General features: G+C 70.2%; 14 protein-coding genes. 2 read left to right on the top strand and 12 right to left on the bottom strand.

Features of this window, described 5'->3' with window-relative positions; genetic code table 11:
* Nucleotides 1–144 precede the first annotated feature (144 nt).
* Complete coding sequence (locus CAL29_RS07830) at nucleotides 145–1,038, top strand: LysR family transcriptional regulator (RefSeq protein ID WP_094852328.1); 894 nt, start codon at nucleotides 145–147, stop codon at nucleotides 1,036–1,038.
* Nucleotides 1,039–1,049: 11 nt separating this feature from the next.
* Here the strand turns inward: CAL29_RS07830 and CAL29_RS07825 are convergent, their stop codons facing one another.
* A complete protein-coding gene (locus CAL29_RS07825; RefSeq protein WP_094852327.1) occupies nucleotides 1,050–1,586 on the bottom strand; it encodes a hypothetical protein in 537 nt (178 codons plus the stop codon).
* Between the two features lie 93 nt (nucleotides 1,587–1,679).
* Here CAL29_RS07825 and CAL29_RS07820 point away from each other — a divergent pair, with 93 nt between their 5' ends.
* Nucleotides 1,680–2,558 carry an NAD(P)-dependent oxidoreductase gene (locus tag CAL29_RS07820; RefSeq protein ID WP_179283944.1) on the top strand — a complete coding sequence of 293 codons (879 nt, stop codon included), beginning with the start codon at nucleotides 1,680–1,682 and terminating at the stop codon, nucleotides 2,556–2,558.
* A 45-nt stretch (nucleotides 2,559–2,603) separates the two neighbouring features.
* Here CAL29_RS07820 and CAL29_RS07815 read toward each other — a convergent pair whose 3' ends face one another.
* From CAL29_RS07815 to CAL29_RS07765, 11 genes are all read right to left on the bottom strand, one after another.
* A complete protein-coding gene (locus CAL29_RS07815) occupies nucleotides 2,604–4,283 on the bottom strand; it encodes a thiamine pyrophosphate-binding protein (protein WP_094852325.1) in 1,680 nt (559 codons plus the stop codon).
* Nucleotides 4,280–5,476 carry an alpha-hydroxy acid oxidase gene (locus CAL29_RS07810; RefSeq protein ID WP_094852324.1) on the bottom strand — a complete coding sequence of 399 codons (1,197 nt, stop codon included), beginning with the start codon at nucleotides 5,474–5,476 and terminating at the stop codon, nucleotides 4,280–4,282. Before CAL29_RS07810 ends, CAL29_RS07815 begins: the two co-directional genes overlap by 4 nt.
* Nucleotide 5,477: 1 nt before the next feature.
* Nucleotides 5,478–6,854: an MFS transporter gene (locus CAL29_RS07805; protein ID WP_094852787.1), complete on the bottom strand. Its 1,377-nt coding sequence runs from the start codon at nucleotides 6,852–6,854 to the stop codon at nucleotides 5,478–5,480.
* A gap of 63 nt (nucleotides 6,855–6,917) precedes the next feature.
* Nucleotides 6,918–8,612 carry a GMC family oxidoreductase gene (locus CAL29_RS07800; RefSeq protein WP_094852323.1) on the bottom strand — a complete coding sequence of 565 codons (1,695 nt, stop codon included), beginning with the start codon at nucleotides 8,610–8,612 and terminating at the stop codon, nucleotides 6,918–6,920.
* A 12-nt stretch (nucleotides 8,613–8,624) separates the two neighbouring features.
* Nucleotides 8,625–9,431 carry an enoyl-CoA hydratase/isomerase family protein gene (locus tag CAL29_RS07795; RefSeq protein ID WP_094852322.1) on the bottom strand — a complete coding sequence of 269 codons (807 nt, stop codon included), beginning with the start codon at nucleotides 9,429–9,431 and terminating at the stop codon, nucleotides 8,625–8,627.
* Between the two features lie 16 nt (nucleotides 9,432–9,447).
* Nucleotides 9,448–10,056: a UbiX family flavin prenyltransferase gene (locus CAL29_RS07790; RefSeq protein WP_094852321.1), complete on the bottom strand. Its 609-nt coding sequence runs from the start codon at nucleotides 10,054–10,056 to the stop codon at nucleotides 9,448–9,450.
* Entirely contained in the window at nucleotides 10,053–11,504 is a 1,452-nt protein-coding gene (locus CAL29_RS07785) for a UbiD family decarboxylase (RefSeq protein ID WP_094852320.1), read from the bottom strand. The genes CAL29_RS07790 and CAL29_RS07785 overlap by 4 nt, the downstream gene beginning before the upstream one ends.
* Nucleotides 11,505–11,526: 22 nt before the next feature.
* Entirely contained in the window at nucleotides 11,527–13,080 is a 1,554-nt protein-coding gene (locus tag CAL29_RS07780) for an AMP-binding protein (protein WP_094852319.1), read from the bottom strand.
* Nucleotides 13,081–13,082: 2 nt separating this feature from the next.
* Complete coding sequence (locus CAL29_RS07775) at nucleotides 13,083–13,595, bottom strand: (2Fe-2S)-binding protein (RefSeq protein ID WP_094852318.1); 513 nt, start codon at nucleotides 13,593–13,595, stop codon at nucleotides 13,083–13,085.
* Nucleotides 13,592–14,455, bottom strand: coding sequence for an FAD binding domain-containing protein (locus CAL29_RS07770; protein ID WP_094852786.1), 864 nt, complete (start codon nucleotides 14,453–14,455; stop codon nucleotides 13,592–13,594). Before CAL29_RS07770 ends, CAL29_RS07775 begins: the two co-directional genes overlap by 4 nt.
* Complete coding sequence (locus CAL29_RS07765; RefSeq protein ID WP_094852317.1) at nucleotides 14,452–17,445, bottom strand: xanthine dehydrogenase family protein molybdopterin-binding subunit; 2,994 nt, start codon at nucleotides 17,443–17,445, stop codon at nucleotides 14,452–14,454. Before CAL29_RS07765 ends, CAL29_RS07770 begins: the two co-directional genes overlap by 4 nt.
* Nucleotide 17,446 lies beyond the last annotated feature (1 nt).

The raw sequence follows: 17,446 nt of genomic DNA, 5'->3' as shown, positions 1-17,446 counted from the left end.
CGCGCGGGTGACGGCAAGGATGGCGTAAAAACACGGCGCGCCACAGCGTAGCGCTACCCATTAAACGAAAAAAGTGAATAATTTAAAACCTGTTGATTCGCTTTTATCGAAAATGGCCGCGTTCCATCCGGCGCTCCGACACCCATGACGCTCAAACAACTGGAAGCCTTCTATTGGGCCGCTACCTGCGCCAGCTTCGCCATTGCCGCCGAGCGCCTGCATCTTTCGGTCTCGTCGCTATCCAAGCGCATCAGCGAACTGGAGGCGGTCCTGGGCCAGCCGCTGTTCGACCGGCGTTCCCAGCGCGCTCGCCTGACGCCGGCGGGCGAGAAACTGCTGCCGCGCGCCCAGGCCTTGCTGCAACAGGCCCAGGACCTGCGCGCATCGATGGCGCAACCGGCGGAAATCGAGGGCGTGTGCCGTTTCGGCGTGGGCGAGCTGACGGCGCTGACCTGGCTGCCGAAACTGGTGGCGGCCGCCCGCAAACGCTACCCGCGCCTGCGCATGGAACCCTATGTCGACGTCGGCGGGGAATTGCGGCGGCGCGTGCGGAACGGATCGTTGGACTTCGCCATCGTCGCGGGCAATCCGAGCGCCCCGTCGATCCGCCCGTTGGGCGAGGCCCGCTATACCTGGTGCGCGGCGCCGGCGTTGGTGGGGGATACGCCGCGCATCACGCCCGAACTGCTGCGGCGCCATCCGCTGGTCACCCTGCCCCAGGAGGCCGGGACGACCCGCATCCTGGACGACTGGCTGGGCGCCAGCGGCATGGCCGCGGCGCAGCCCCTGACCTGCAATAGCTGGGGCGCGGTGGCGGGCCTGCTTCTGGAAGGCATGGGCATCGGCTTCCTGCCGGTAAGCTGGGCCACGGCGCTGGCGCAGCGGGACGCCCTGCGCATCCTGCGCGCGCGGCCCGCGTTGGCGGCCTTGCCTTACGCCTTCAGCCACCGCGACGACGATACCCGGCCGCTGATCGACGCCATGTATGCCCTGGCGCGGCGGACGGTGGATTTCGGCATGGCGGTGCGGCTATTGTGAAGGCAGGCCGGTCAGGCCATGTCCCTGGCCGCGCGGGCTTGGCTCTGGCCTTGGTTCTGGCCTGAGCTCTGGCCTTGGTTCTTCTGGAAGGACGCCTGGACGTCGGGCGCCCGGGCCTGCGCGTCGCCCACCTGCGCATCGGGCCCGATGACATGGATCGTCTCCGGAACCTCGGCGGCCTGGGCGGCAGCGGCGGCAGAGGCGTCATTCCCGCCGGACCTGAACAGGTTATACAGGGACCGGGGCAGGTCCGCGCCGTACATCGTCTTGTTGTCGTTGCCGAGATTGGCCTGGTCCAGGATCGCGTGGACGGTCGAATCGATGTCCATGAAACCGCGCTCCCGGCCGTCCAGCGGCCGGGTGTCCATGAAGAAGCCGCGGGTCGCGGCGTAAAGAGGCTGATGGCTGGCTATGCTGGTCATGATGAAACTCTCCAGGGAAAGGCACTGCGGGAAACATGCGCTGGCCGGCAAGCGGCGGCACGCATGCGAATCGACGACGATCCCCTGGGTTCGCGCCGGCGGCGCTTCGGTTCCCTGCGCCGCCATGCGGCTGTCAACCGGCGGCGCTTAAACTGGATGCGCCAATCTCCGGATGCACGCGCCATGCGGCATCCACCTCGACAGCAAGGGAGTCCTTTCATGAACATCGCCTTTCTCGGCCTCGGCACCATGGGTATGCCGATGGCCGCCAACCTGATCAAAGCGGGCTACGCCGTGCACGCCTGGAACCGCTCGCCGGCGCCGGCGGAGAAGATCGCCGCGCTGGGCGGCACGGCCGCGGCCGATCCGCGCGCGGCGGCCGACGGCGCCGACGTGCTGATTTCCATCCTGGCCGACGACGCGGCCACCCGCGCCGTCGTGCTCGACGGCCAGGCCCTGGCCGCGCTCAAGCCGGGCGCCGTCCACGTGAACATGGGCACGATATCGGTCGCGCTAGCCGCCGAGCTGGCCGAACTGCACCGCGCGCGCGGCGTCGAATACGTGGCGGCGCCGGTCCTCGGGCGCGTCAACGTCGCCGAGGCCGGCAAGCTGAATATTCTCGCGGCGGGCGACGCCAAGGCGCTGGCAACCGTGCAGCCGCTGTTCGACGTCCTCGGCCAGAAGACCTGGTTCTTCGGTTCGCGGCCGGAGCAGGCCAACGCCGTCAAGCTGGCGGTGAACTTCATGCTCGCCAGCGCCATCGGCACCCTGGGCGAGGCGGTCGCGCTGACGCAGGGCCACGACGTCGACAAGGCCGGTTTCGTGGAGATGGTCACCTCGACGGTCTTCGCCGCGCCGGCCTACCAGGGTTACGGCGCCAGCATCGCCCAGTCCAAATTCGAGCCGGCCGGCTTCAAGCTGGCGCTGGGCCTGAAGGACGTGCGGCTCGCGCTGGAGGCCGGCGAAAAGGCCCGCGTTCCCATGCCGATGGCCAGCGCCTTGCGCGACGCGCACATCGAAAGCATGGCGCATGGCGAAGGCCATCTCGACTGGGCGGCGCTGGCCCTCACCGCGGCGCGGCGGGCCGGCCAGATCTGACGCCACGCCGGGCAGCGTCACGCCGGCATGATCCCGGCCGGCGCCCTACCCTTTCGCCCGCAGCGCCGAAATCGTCGTTCTCGGCGAGATCGCATCCTGGCTCACGCGCAGTTCGATCAGGGCGGGACGGCCGGCGTTGCGGGCGCGTTCGAATGCCGCGGCGAATTCCCCGGTGTGCAGGACGCGCTCGCCGGCCACGCCGTAGGCCTGCGCCAGCGTGACGAAATCGGGATTGTGCAGGTCGGTGGCGCAGACGCGGGCGGGATAGTGGCGTTCCTGGTGCATGCGTATGCTGCCGTACATCGCGTTATTGACGACGATGAAGATGACGTTCAAGCCATACTGCACCGCCGTCGCCATCTCCTGGCCATTCATCAGGAAGCAGCCGTCGCCCGCGAAGCAGACCACCGTGCGCGCCGGGTCCTGCAGCTTGGCGGCGATGGCCGCGGGCACGCCGTAGCCCATGGTGCCGCTGGTCGGCGCCAACTGCGTGCGGATGCCGCGATACTGGTAGAAGCGCTGCACCCACAAGGTGTAGTTGCCCGCGCCGTTGGTAATGACCGAATCGGCCGGCAGGACGTCGCGCAAATGCCTGACGATGGCGCCGAGGTCCACGTCGCCCGGCATGGGCGTCGGTTCGAGATTGCGCAGGTAGTCCTCGCGGGCCTGCCTGCGCCATTCGCCCCACGGACGTTCCGCCGGCGCCGGCAGGCGCGCCAACTGTGCCGTGAAGGCGGCGACGCTCGCATTGACGCCCTGGTCCGCCTGGTACACGCGGCCCAGTTCCTCGGGGTCCGCATGCACGTGGACCAGGCGCTGGCGCGGCCGCGGCACCTCCAGCAGCGCATAGCCGTTGGTGGTGGTCTCTCCCATGCGCGGGCCGACGGCCAGAATCAGGTCGGCGTCGACGATGCGCTGCGCCAGCCGGGGATCCATGCCCAGGCCGGCCTCGCCCACGTAGCAGTCGTGCCGGTTGTCCAGCAGATCCTGGCGGCGGAAGGCGCAGGCCACCGGCACGTCATGGGCCGAGGCGAAGGCGCCGACGTCGCGGCTGGCCTCGCGCGTCCAGCCGCCGCCGCCCAGCAGCATCAAGGGCCGCTCGCTGCGCGCCAGCATTTCCGCGATCTCCGCCATCGCCTCCGGCGTCGGCCCCGCCTGCGCCAGGCGGTAGGCCGGCGCGTCGGCCACCACGGCCTCCTCGGCCAGCATGTCCTCCGGCAAGGCCAGCACGACAGGCCCGGGCCGCCCCGACATGGCGACGTGGAAAGCCCGGCTGATGAATTCGGGAATGCGCCGCGGGTCGTCTATCTGGTCCACCCATTTGGCGATGTGGCCGAACATGTGCCGGTAGTCGATCTCCTGCCAGGCTTCGCGTCCGAAACAGTCGCGCGCCACCTGTCCGACGAAGACGATGAGCGGCGTGGAATCCTGGCGCGCCGTGTGGATGCCGATGCTGGCATTGGTGGCGCCCGGGCCGCGCGTGACGAAGCAGATGCCGGGACGGCCGGTCAGCTTGCCATGCGCCTCCGCCATGTGCGCCGCGCCGCCCTCCTGCCGGCAGACGATCAGCCGCATGGCCTCGCGGGCGTCGTAGAACGCGTCGATCGCCGCCAGGAAGCTTTCCCCCGGCACGCAAAAAGCCGTATCCACGCCGTGGATGCGCAGCGCGTCGACCAGTATCTGGCCGCCTGTGCGGGAAGGCGCTTCGGTTGCGGTTCGATTCATGGCATCTCCTCGATTTCGGTTTTCCGGCAATGCGCCGCCGGCTCGCCGCCGCGGCAAAGGTACTGCGGCCCCAGGCCGCGGACGTCGGGGCAACCCAGCAGGGCCAGGTCCACGTCGATTTCGCGGGCCAGCAAGGACAGCGCGTGCGCCACGCCCTCGGTCCCGCCCGCGGCCAGGCCGTACATGGCCGGACGGCCGATGAAGGCCGCCCGCGCGCCCAGCGCCAGTGCCTTGAGCACGTCGGTGCCCCGGCGCACGCCGCCGTCCAGCAATACGGTCAGGCCCGGCACGGCCGCGGCGATCGCGGGCAGCGCATCCAGGGCCGCCACCGCGCCGTCGAGCTGGCGGCCACCATGGTTGGAGACGAAGACGCCGTCCAGCCCCAGCGCATGGGCCCGCACCGCGTCCTCGGCCCGCAGCACGCCCTTGACCAGCAGGCGGCCGTGCCAGCGCTCCCGTATCCAGGCGATTTCGTCCCAGGTCATGGCCGCGCGTCCCGCCCGGTGATCGCCCTTCGCCGCCGTGACGATGGGGCCGCCCCGCTCGGCGGTGAAATTCTCGAAATGCGGCATGCCGCGCCGCAGCAGCGTCCGCAGGCAGGTCCCCGCCAGCCAGCGCGGGTGGCTCAAGCCGCCCCAGACCAGCCGCGGCGACAGCCGCAACGGAATGCTGAAGCCGTTGCGCAGCTCGTTCTCCCGCGCCGAGGCGATGGGCACGTCCACCGTCACCACCAGGACCTGGACGCCGGCCGCCGCCACCCGGCGCAGCAGCGGCGCGACCACCTCCGTCCGCGCGGGCAGATAGCCCTGGTACCACATCTCCGGATAGACCTCGGCCACCCGTTCGAGCGGCGTCGTCGACGCGGCGCTCAGCACGAAGGGCACGTTGGCGGCCCGCGCGGCGCGCGCCAGGGCGAGATCGCCTTCATAGCCGCAGAGCCCCGCCACGCCCATCGGGCTGATGCCCAGCGGCGAGGCGTATTCGCGGCCGAACAGCGTCACCGCCTGCCGCCGCTGCGCGACGTTGACCAGCGGCCGCGGCAGGAAGCGCCAGCCGGCGTAGGCCGCGCGGTTGGCGCGCACGGAAGCCTGGTCCTCGCTGCCGCCGTGCACATAGCCGTAGATGCCCGGCGGCAGGCGCCGCCGGGCGGCGCGTTGCAGGTCGGCGATGGAAAGCGCCCGCGTCATGTCCATGTCAGCGGTCCGCCCCGGCCTGCGGTTCGTCCAGGCGCCCCAGCGTCTCCGGCACGATGAGCGCGCCGATGACGAACAGCACGCTGATCGCCCCGGCGAAGATCGACAGCGTCGACGGCAGGTCGGCCGGCGTGGCCGCCGCCAGCGACACGAAGGTGGGCATCATGCCGCCGATGGCGAAGCCGATGTTCCAGGACAGGCCCGTGCCCGTCGCGCGGATCGCGGTGGGGAAGCGTTCGTTGAGGAAGATCAGGATGGGGGCGAAGCTGGCGCATCCCAGCGAGGCCAGCAGCACGGCGTGGATGCCGATCTGCATCGGCGTCTGGGCCTGCTGCAGGCTCATGTACAGGAAGGGCAGGCCGAAGATCTGCACGATGCCCACCAGCAGGAAGGTGCGCTTGCGGCCGATGAAGGTGCTCAAGTGGCCGACCGCCAGCGCCACCACGATCACCGCGACCGAGCACGCCATGAGGATGTCCGCCGCGACGCCGCTGGGCGCCTGGTTGACCACCTTCAGGAAGGTGGGGAGATAGCCCGAGGTCAGGTAGTACCCGCTACCGCCGCCGATGGTCAGCAACAGGTTGACCAGCAGCACCGAACGGTACTCGCCGGCGAACAGGGTGCGCAGCGGCGAACGCGATTCCGTCACCGTCCGGTCGCGGCGCGCCTGCTCGGCCCGCGCCGCCTTCTCGGCGGCGACCTTCTTCCACAAGGGCGATTCCTCCAGCCGGTTGAAAATGAACAAGCCCAGCACTGAACTGATCAGGCCGGTGAAGAACATGCAGCGCCAGCCCCAGACATCGAAGCGCTCGCCCGGGAACAGGTCCGACATGGCCATGTACACCAGCGAGGCCAGCAGCGCGCCGATGCCCGCGCCGCCGCCGCCCACCAGGCCGGACACGGCGCCCCGGTAGCGCGGGGACACGGACTCCGTGCCGATGGTGTGCGTCGACGCCACCACGCCGCCGACGAAGATGCCCTGGACCAGGCGCAGGAGGATGAACAGCGCCGGCGCCAGCAGGCCGACCTGGCCCACCGTCGGCAACAGCCCGAAAGCCGCGGTCGAAATGCCCACCCCCACCACCGCCAGGATCATCGCGCCCTTGCGGCCCTTGCGGTCGGCGTAGGAGCCGAACAAGGCCGAACCCAGCGGCCGCATCAGCAGCGTGACGGCGAACGAGGCATAGACGGCCGCCAGCGACAGCATCGCGTGCTGCGAGGGGAAAAACAGCCGCCCGACCACCGGCGCCACGTACAAGAGCACGAACAGATCGAACAGATCCAGCGCCCATCCCAGGCAAGAGGCGACGACCGCCCCCGCCACCTGACGGCTCTCCGCCCTCCCGGGCGCCGCCGCCTGTTGCATATTCATCGACATGTTGTCCACTCCCTCAGGTAGGTTTGCTCCGCGCTGCGCTGGAGCATCACGCACTGCCGCCGTTCACCCCATGGCGTCGGCGATCTTCTCGGCGATCATGATCGTCGGAATATTGGTATTGGCCGACGGCAGGCGCGGCATCAGCGAGGCGTCCACGACCCGCAGCCCGCGCGCGCCGCGCACCCGGCCCTGGCTGTCGGTCACGGCGCGGGGATCCCCCGCCGCGCCCATGCGGCAGGTGCCGCTGGCATGCCAGACGCCGAACACCTGCCGGCGGATGAAAGCCGCCAGTTCGGTCTCGTCGGCCAGCAGCGCCGACATGCGGCGGCCGCCGTTGAAGAAGCGGCCGATCAGGGCCCGCCGCAGCGGCGCCGGCGCATCCAGCGCCGCGCCCAGCATGCGCGTCAGCCGCGCATTGCCGGGCGTATAGCGGCTCAATGCCTTGACGCGCGGCGAGAATGCCGCCGGGAAGAAATCCCGCTCGTCGTCCCCCAGGCCGCTGTCGCGCACCACCCGCGCCAGCACGCACACGCCTTGCGCCAACCGCGCCAGGTCGCGCGGGTCGTCCAGCAGGTTCAGGTCGACCTGGGGCGGCGCCAGCGGATCGGGCGAGGCCAGGGCGACGCGGCCGCGCGAATACGGCCGGTTGCACCACAGGAAGAACAGGCCCAGCCGGCTGCCCAGCGCATGCCAGGCGGCGCGCGTGGCGCTGGACAGGTACAGGTCGGCGTCGTCGCAATCGGCCACGCCCGAACTGAAGCGCGCCGCGGTCATGCTGGCGCGGCGGCGCTCCAGCGGCACGCGCCAGCGCGGCGCCAGGTAGTGGCAGAAGGTCAGCGAGGGATGGTCCTGCAGTTCGCGCCCCACCCCGGGCAGATGCAAAGTGCTGGCAATGCCGAAGCGGGCCAATTCGGCCGCGTCGCCGATCCCCGCGTGCATCAGCAGCAGCGGCGACTGCAACGCGCCGGCGCAGACCAGCACCTCGCGCGCGGCATGCAGTTCGAAAACCTGGCCGGCGCCGTCCACCGCGGACACGCCCCGCGCCGCGGTCCCGTCCATCGACAGCCGCTGGACGCGCGTATTCGCGTAGATGTCCAGATTCGGCCGCCGGCGCGTGGCGGCATCCAGGTACCCCGCCGCCGCGGACACCCGGCGGTCGTTCTCGTTGGAGAAGGCGGCGGGGAAATAACCGTCGCCGAACTCCGCGTTCTGGTCCGCCAGGGCCGCCAGGCCTTGCGCGCGCAGGCCGGCGGCGAAGGCGGTGCAGAAAGGCGGCCATTGCGCCGGCGCGATGCGGCGGATGGCGATGGGGCCGCCGGCGCCGTGCAGCGGATGCCCGGGATAATCGAGATCGCGCTCCAGCTTGCGGAAATAGGGCAGCACGTCGTCCCATGCCCAACCCTCCGCCCCATCCGCGGCCCAACCGTCGTAGTCGCGCGGCAAGCCGCGGTTCGCCGACTGGACGTTGATGCTGGAGCCGCCCCCCATGACCCGGCCCTGCTCGTAGACGCGGCGCGCCGAATCGCGCGTGGCCGCTGCGGTCAGCCGCGGCCAGATCCAGCGTTCGCCGCAGAATACCGGCATGGGATAGCTGTCGAGTATCTCCGCCGGCTCGGCGCCGGGCGGCGTATCCTCGCCGGCCTCGACCAGCGCGACCCGGCAGTCCGGGCGCGCGGACAGCCGGTGGGCCAGCACGCAGCCCGCCGAACCGCCGCCGACGATGACGTAATCGTAGGAACGCGCCGCTGCGCCGCTCATCGCGCGCCGGCCTCAGCGTCCACGGAATACCGGGGCGCGCTTGCCATGGAAAGCCTCCACCCCTTCGCGGAAATCGTCGGAGCTGCGCAGGCGGCTGTAGCAATGGCCCTCCAGCTCGATCGAGGCCGACAGGGAGGCATCTTCCGTGTCGTTCAGCAGCTTCTTGGCGGTGCGCTGGGCGATGGGCGAGAAGCCCACCAATTCGGCCACCAGCTTGTCGGTGGCGCTCTCCAGTTCCGCGTCCGGCACCACTTCCGTGGCGACGCCCCAGTCGTAGGCTTGCTTGCCGCTGATGCGGCGCGAGCGCATGACCACGTCCTTGGTGCGCGTTATGCCCACCATTTTCTGCAAGCGCGCCGAACCGCCGGAACCGGGGATCTGGCCCAGCTTCTGTTCCGGCAAGGCGTATTGCGTGGTCTCGCTGGCGATGCGGAAGTCGCAGGCCAGGGAAATCTCGAAACCCACGCCGAAGGTATAGCCCCGGTTGGCGACGACCACCGGCTTGGCGCAGCGGGCCGGCGCCGCCACGTTCCAGGCGAGCTTGGATACGTGCTCGGGAGAAGCCTCCAGGAAGCCCTTGATGTCGCCCCCGCTGGAAAAATGTTCGCCCTCGGCGCGCAGCACGATCACCCGCACGCGCTCGTCTTCGTCCAGGGCCTCGAACACCAGGCGCAACTGGTCGCGCTCCGGCATGGAGATGATATTGAAAGGCGGGCGCGCCAGGATGATGTCGGCACGCTGTTTTTCCGCGTCGACCTCGACACGGAAGCCGTCGAGGTTTTCCAGCAGGTGTTGGGCGGGATGGCGCAAGGTAGTCACGTTTCAGCTCCTCGGTTCAAGTCTCGGGCGCGGCTTGCGGTTTGCGCAAGCCTTGCCAACGTTCCAGCAAATGTTCGTGATGGATGCCGAACAGGTCGAGGACCCGTCCGACGGTATGGTTGACCATGTCGTCGAGCGAGGACGGCAGGTTGTAGAACGCCGGGACCGGCGGAAAGACGATGCCGCCCATCTCGGTCACGCTGGTCATATTGCGCAGGTGCGCGAGATTCAAGGGCGTCTCGCGCGCCAGCAGCACGACGCGCCGGCGCTCCTTGAGCGCCACGTCCGCGGCCCGGCTGACCAGATTGTCGGCCATGCCCAGCGCCACGGCCGCCAGCGTCTTCATCGAGCACGGCGCGATCACCATGCCCTCGGTCTGGAAAGAGCCGCTGGAGATCGCCGCGCCGATGTCCTTGACGTTGTGCACCACGTCGGCCAGTGCCTCGATGTCGGCCCGCTTCATGGCAAGCTCCTGGGCCGCCGTCAGCGCGCCCGATGCCGAGAGCACCAGGTGGCTCTCCCAATCGGGATGGCGGCGCAGCTCCCGCAGGATGCGCACGCCGTAGATCGACCCGCTGGCGCCGGTGATCCCCACGATCAGGCGTTTGCGGCCGGCCGCGCTCATGATCCTTCCACCGCCGTGAAATCCACCTGGCGGCCGGCGTCGATCCAGGCGCCCAGGTCCACGCGATCCTCGCCGGGCACGCGCACCTTGGTGAAGGTGTGTTCGTGGTACGTGACCGGCCGCGTCGCGTCCAGCCCCATCTTGGCGCTGATCCCCTGTTCGTGCGCGGGCGCGACCTCGCCGGACTGCGCGCCGCCCAGCGTCGTGGACGGGTCCAGCGCCGAGCCCTGGGCCCCGCTGATCACCACCAGGTCCCGGTCGGCCTGGAAGCGCGTCGCCACGGCCCATTCCACCTGCTGCGCATCGTGGACTTCCACGTCGTCGTCGACCACGATGACCTGCTTGATGTCGTAATGCGCGCCGAAGGCGCACAGGATCACATTCTTCGGCTGCCCCTCATGCGTCTTGCGCAGCTTGACGTACAGGTGATAGCGGCCCACGCCGCCGATGGAGAGATGCACGTCGAGCACATTGGGAAAGCTGCGCTGCAGGTGCGCCAGCAAGGTCGCCTCGCGGGGGATGGACCCGAGCAGCAGATGCTCCATCTCGGCGGGGACGATGGTATGGAAGATCGGCGAGCGGCGGTGCGTGATCGCATCGACGGCGATGACCTCGCGCTGTTCGCGCGCGCTGTAGTACTTCGGGAATTCGCCGAACGGCCCTTCGGCCACGCGTTCGCCGTGCAGGATGCGGCCCTCGATCACGATCTCGGCGTCGGCCGGCACGCAGACGCCGTTCGTCAGGCAACGCGCCACGCGCAGGGGACTGCCGTGCAGCGCGCCGGCGACTTCCAGCTCGTCGCTGTCGATGGGCGTGATCGCCTGCGAGGCCAGCAAGGTGAGCGGGTCGGCGCCGATCACCACGGCCACCGGCAGGTCCTCTCCGCGCTTCTCCGCCTCCTTGTAGAAGGCGAGCAGATGGCGCGGCAGCATCAGGATGGCCATGCGGTCCCCGGCGTGCACTTGGATGCGGTTGATGGAAACGTTCTGCACGCCGGTGACGGGATTGCGCGCGATCACCATGCCCGCGGTGATGTAGGGACCGTTGTCGTGTTCGCTATGGGTGGGAATGGGCAGGATGGCGCGCACGTCGGGATCGCGGTGCACGACCTGCTGGCATGGGGCATCGGCCTGGGGCACCTCCGTGGACGGGACGGGCGCGACTGCGGCGTCGCGAAACGCCGCCAGCAGTTCCGACTCCGCCACGCCCATGGCTTCCGCGATCCAGGCGCGGCGCGACATGAAGCCGGACACCACCGGCACGGCATGGCCGCCGGGCGCGGGGAAATAGGCGGCCTGCCTGCCGTCCAGGCGCTTGGCGATGGCCGCCACTTCGTGCTCCAGCGCCGCGCCCGGCTTGATCACGGCCAGGCGGTCCGTCGCGGCCAGGTGGTTGAGCCAGCCGCGCAGATCGGTGTAAGGCGCCTTGCGGGATTCCAGTTGCGTCATATTCAGCTCGACGTATGGGGGGTTACAGGGAATGGTCGCCGGCCGACGTGTCCGGCTCGTACTCGCCGGCCGACAGCTTGCGGCGCAAGACCTTGCCGACGGGGGACTTGGGGATGTCGTTGACGAACACGTACTCGCGCGGGCGCTTGAAATTCGGCAGGTCCGAACCGCGGCAATAGTTGTCCAGCTCGGCCGCGTCGACGGGCGCCTTGCGCTTGACGAAGGCGACGACGCGCTGCCCCCAGCGTTCGTCCGGCATCCCCGCCACGGTCACCTCGTCCACCGCCGGATGCAGCGACAGCACGGACTCGATATCCACGGGGGAAATGTTCTCGCCGCCGCTGATGATCATGTCGTCCACGCGGCCCGTGACGAACAGGTCACCGTCCTCGTCCACGTAGCCGGTGTCGCCGGTGCGATACCAGCCATTGCGTATCGACTTGGCATCGGCGTCCGGCCGTTTCCAGTAGCCTTCGAAGGCTTCGTCGCCCGCCAGGTCCGCCACGATCTCGCCTTCCTGCCCGCGCGGGGCCAGCGCGGCGGGCGCGCCGGGATCTTCCGCGCCCAGCAGCACCACCCGCAGCCGCGTGTTCAGGCCGGCCTTGCCCGCGCTGCCCGGCTTGCGGATGGCGTCGGCGTCGATGGCCACCGTATAGATCTCCGACGATCCGTAGTGGTTGACGAAAAGGCTGGGCTTGAACACCTGGTCCAGCCGCTTGAGCAAGGCGTCGTGCATCGGCGCGCCGGCGAAACCGAGCTTGGTCACCGAGGAAACGTCGCCGCCCAGCCGCTCCCGGCAGGCCAGCATGTCGTGGTAGAGCGTGGGCACCAGGTAAAGGCAGGTGAGCCGATGGCGCGCGATCGCGTCCAGGGCGCCGGCGGCATCGAATCTGGGCATGCAGACGAACAGCCCGTCGATCAGCGCCATGGCCAATAGCGAACGCACGCCCATGGTGTGATAGAGCGGCATCACGCCCAGCGTGCGCTCGCCACGGCCGTAGAGATTCTGCGCCACGTGCGCCAGGGCGGCGGCGCGCTCATGGCGATGGCGGCGCGGCACGCCCTTGGGCTTGCCGGTGGTGCCCGAGGTATAGAGCATCAGCGAGTAGTCGTCGGCCCGCGCCACGGGCGCCAGGTCCGCGCCACGGTGCGCCGCCAGCAAGGCGTCGAAATGCAGCGCGCCCTGCGCCTCGCCCACCGCCACCGCCGGCACGCCGCACTGGGCCGCGGCGCCCACCACCGCCTCGGCGCTGGCCGGCTCGAAGAACACCGCGCGCGCTTCCGCGTTCTCGATGCAATAGACCACTTCCTCCGGCTTGGCGCGCCAGTTCAGGGGCGTCATCACCAGGCCGAGGAATTGGCAGGCCCAGTGCAGCGTCGCCATTTCATAGCGGTTCTGCAAGACGGCGAGCACGCGCTCGCCCTTGCGCAATCCCATCTCCGCCAGCGCGCCGCCCAGCGCGGCGATGTCGGCATGCCAGTCGGCATAGCCGCGCGACCGCTCGCCGTCCACGATGGCGGGCGCGCCGGGGCTGCGCTCGACGCTTTGCAAGAAAGTCTTTCCCAGGTCCAGCATGCTTACCCCGCTCCTCGTAACGCCGCCCGCCGTTCGGCCGCGGTTTCCAGCACGGCCTTGACGATATTGGTATAGCCCGTGCACCGGCACAGATGCCCGGACAACATGTCGCGCACTTCCTGTTCGCTCGGGTCGGGATTGCGTCCCAGATAGTCCTGGCAGGACATCAGGATCCCGGCCGTACAGAACCCGCACTGCAAGGCGTGGTTGCGCCGGAACGCGCGTTGCAGATCGTTCAGTTCGCCCTCGCGGCCGGCCAGGCCTTCCACCGTGTCGACGTTGCGCCCGTCCACCTGGACGGCCAGCGTCATGCAGGCGCGGCCGGCGACGCCGTCGATCAGGACCGTGCAGGCGCCGCAGACGCCGTGTTCGCAGCCGACGTGCGTGCCGGTCGCGCCCAGGCCGTGCCTCAGGTGATCGGACAGCAAGGTGCGCGGCTCGCACGCCGCGCGGCGCGGTTCGCCGTTGAGGATGAAGGACACCGTATGGGCCTCGTCGCGTTTCAGCCGTTTCATGCGTGCTCCCCGTTCCCCTGCTCTCCGTTCCCCCGCGCGCCGGCGCCCATGACCTTGCGCAGCGCGCGGGCGCCCAGCGTGCGCACCAGGTGCCGGCGAAACACCGCCGTGGCGTGCGCGTCGTCCTGCGCATCGAGCTGCCAAGCGAGATCGTTCAATGCCGTCTCCAGGTCCGCCGCCGGCAGGCGCGGCCAGCGCCGCACCGTGGGACGATCGGCCACGCCGCCGACCGCCAGCGTCACCTGCTTGTCGTCCGCCACGGCCGCGACGGACGCCAGGGCGAAATCGCCGTGCCGGGACGAGAACTCGTCGAAGGCGTAGCGCGCGCCCGGCGCCGCCAGGGGATAGCGCACGGCCGCCACCAGTTCGTCCGGGGCGCGCGCCGTCATCAACATGCCCTGGAAGAAATCCTCCGCCGGCACGGTCCGCTGCTTGCGGCGCGTGCGCAGCACCACCTCCCCGCCGAGCGCCGCGAGCGCCAGCGGCAGTTCCGCGCTGGGATCCGCGTGCGCCACCGATCCGCATACGGTTCCGCGATTGCGGATCTGGAAATGCGAGATGAAGGGAATCGCCTGCGCCAGCATGGGCACTTCGGCCGCCAGGTCCGGCCGCCACTCGACCTTGGCCTGCGTCGCCGCGGCGCCGATGGTCATCCAGCCCTGCCCGACCGTCACGTAGTCGAGGTCGGCCGTGCGCGAGATATCGATCAGCGCCGTGGGCTGGGCCAGGCGCATGTTCAGCACGGCCATGAGGGACTGGCCGCCGGCCAGGATGCGGCCGTCGGCGCCCAGTTCGGCCAGGGCGTCCAGCGCATCCTGGGCCGACTCCGCGCGGATGTAGTCGAAAGCCTGGGGTTTCACGACTTGCGCCTCCAGCGGCCCAGCAGGCGCCGCCACCACGAACCGGCCGCCGCGCCGCCGCCCGCCTGGCGTCCCAGTTGGTCGAACAACTGGCGCAGCACGATGCGGGCTGCGCCTTCGAGCATGCGTCCGCCCACCGCCGCCACCTTGCCGGACACCTCGGCCTCGTAGTCGTAGGTGAGCAAGGTGCCGCCGTCCTGCGGCGCCAGCGTCACCAGGCCGCTGCCCTTGGCGGTGCCGACGCTGGAGATCCCGGTGCCGGACAGGCGCAGGCTGCGCGGCGGATCCAGGTCGGACAGCGCCACCTCGGCGGCGTAGCGCGCCTTGATCATGCCCACGCCCACGGTGACGTCGGCCCGGTAGCGGTTCTCGCCGGCGGGGGTCAAGGCATTGCAGCCCGGGATCACCTTGGCCAGCGCGACGGGATCCATCAGCACCGCGAACACGGCCTCGGGCGCGGCGGCCAGCCTGACCTCGCCGCGCGCGGACAGCGACTTGCCCGCCTTGCCCGCGGCCGGCGCCGGCCTGCCCGCGCCGGCCGAGGGCGGCGGGTCTTCCATCCCGATCAGGCTCATCACCCGGGCGGGCGTCAGCGGCAGCGTCACGTCGTCCACGCCCAGGGCGTCCGCCACCGCGTTCGCCACGCAAACGGGCGTGCTCATGTTGTTGCCCTCGCCCAGGCCCTTGGCGCCCAGCGGCGTGAACGGACTGGGCGTCTCCATGTGCAGGATGACGGGCTCCGGCACCTCGCAGGTGGTCGGCACCAGGTAGTCGGCGAAAGTGCCGGACTGGAAGCTGCCGTCCTGGCCATAACGGAATTCCTCCATCAGGGCCGCGCCCAGGCCCTGCGCGAAGGCGCCGCGGATCTGGCCGTCGGCCAGCGCCGGGTTGAGTATCCGGCCCGCGTCGTGCGTGGTGACGTAGCGGTCGATGCGCACCCGCCCCGTGGCGGGGTCGACCTCCACCGCGCACACGTCGAAGGCGAAGCCATAGGCGGCCGACGTATTCACGCGGTCCTCGTCGTCGGGCGCGCTGAGCTGCGGCGGCGTCCAGAACACGGTTTCGCGCAGGCCGGGCTCGACGCCGGGCGGCAGCAGCGCGGGCGCCCAATGGGGATTGGCCGCGATGCGCGCGAAGGGTTGCGCGGCGTCGGGCTCACCGCGCCGGCCTATCTTGCCCTCGCCGAAGACGATGTCGTCCACCGGGCAGCCGAACTGGTGCGCCGCGATGCCGGCCAGCTTGTCGCGCAGCTTCGTCGCCGCCAGGTGCACGGTGCCCGCCACCGCGCCGGCGAAGCGGCTGGAATAATTGCCCGCCGCCACGGACCAGCCGTCTTTCTGGGTGTCGAATTCGATATTGACCGAGACCACCGCCGGATCCACGCCGAAGACATCGGCGGCCACCTGCGCGCAAACCGTCTTGTGCCCCTGTCCCGCGGGCGCCGAGGCCACCACGACGTTGACGCCGCCCAGCGGATCCACCGATACGGTCGCCGACGCGATGGCGCCGTTCTTGGGCCCCGCCTTCTCGCGCGCCTCGCGCGGCAGGACGGTGGTGATGTAGCCCATGTTGGAAATCGAGGGCTCGACGATGGCGGCGTAGCCTATCCCGTACAGGCCGCCCCGGGCCCGTACTTCGTCGCGCCGCGCCAGCAGTTCCGCCAGGCCGCCGCGGGACCGCGCCAGGTCGAGCGCGCCCTGGTAGTTGCCGGAATCCAGCAGCGCGCCGGCCGTCGCCCGGTAGGGAAAGGCATCGGCCGCGATGAAGTTGCGCCGGTACAGTTCCAGCGGATCGATATCCAGCTCGCGCGCGATGCGCTGCATCAGGCGTTCCAGCGCGAAATACACCTGCGGACCGCCGAAGCCGCGCACCAGGCCCGCCGGCGTCTTGTTGGTCAGCACCACCCGGTTGCGCACCGCCAGATTGGGAATGTCGTAGGGACCGGTCAGGCAGCCATGCATGCGGTAGAAGGTCGCGGGCTCCGGCGCGCGCAGATAGCCGCCGCAATCGTCGTACTGGTCATAGGACAGCGCCGTGATCCGGCCGTCGGCCTGGACGGCGGCTTCGATACGGGAAAGACGGCCGGTCGCGGAGGTGGCCGCGGCCAGATGCTCCAGCCGGTCCTCCACCCATTTCACCGGCGCGCCGGCCTTGCGCGCGGCCAGGCACATCAGCACCGCGTACGGGAACACCGCCTGCTTGACGCCGAAGCTGCCGCCGGAATCCGGGAAGGTGCGATGGCGCAGCCGGTTGCCGGGCACCTTCAAGGCCAGCGCCATCACCGTATGCAGCGAAAACGGCCCCATGAAATTGGATTGCACGTCGTAGCCGTCCTGGGCCGACAGGTACTCGGCCACGACCACCGCGCACTCGATGGGCGTGCACGAGTTGCGCGGATAGCGGATGGTCAGGCCGATGCGATGCGGCGCGGCGGCGAAGGCCGCCTCCGGATCGCCGTAGCGGAACGAGCGGTCGCTGACCACGTTGCTGCCCACCTTCTCGTGCAGCACCGCCGCGCCCTCCGCGCAAGCGTCCTCCACCGTGACCACGGCCGCCAGCGGCTCGTAGGACACCTGCACCAGGTCGGCGCCGTCCTCGGCCAGGTAGCGGTTTTCCGCGACGACCACCGCGACGGGTTCGCCCACGTAGCGCACCTTGTCGACGGCCAGGGACCATTGCTCCATCGGCTGCTTGACCCCCACGACGAAGGGGCGCGACCAGGCGGCCAGGTCCGCGCCCACCAGCACGGCGCGCACGCCGGGCAGCGCCATCGCCTGGGCGACGTCGATGCCGGTCAGGCGCGCATGCGCATGCGGCGACCGGACGATGGCCGCGTGCAGCGTGCCGGGACGCAAGGCGGCGTCGTCGCCGTAGCGCCCGCGGCCGGTCAGGATAGCCTGGTCTTCCACGCGTTCCCGCCCCTGGCCGACGTGCGGCCGGGGCGGCGCGATGTCCGCCGCGGGAAGGTGGGGTCGATTGCCGGTGTCCATG

This window comes from Bordetella genomosp. 10, from assembly GCF_002261225.1.
In the GTDB taxonomy this organism is placed as follows: domain Bacteria; phylum Pseudomonadota; class Gammaproteobacteria; order Burkholderiales; family Burkholderiaceae_B; genus Bordetella_C.
Note: the sequence above shows the minus strand (reverse complement) of the source record. Positions and strands in the feature narration are given on the sequence as shown.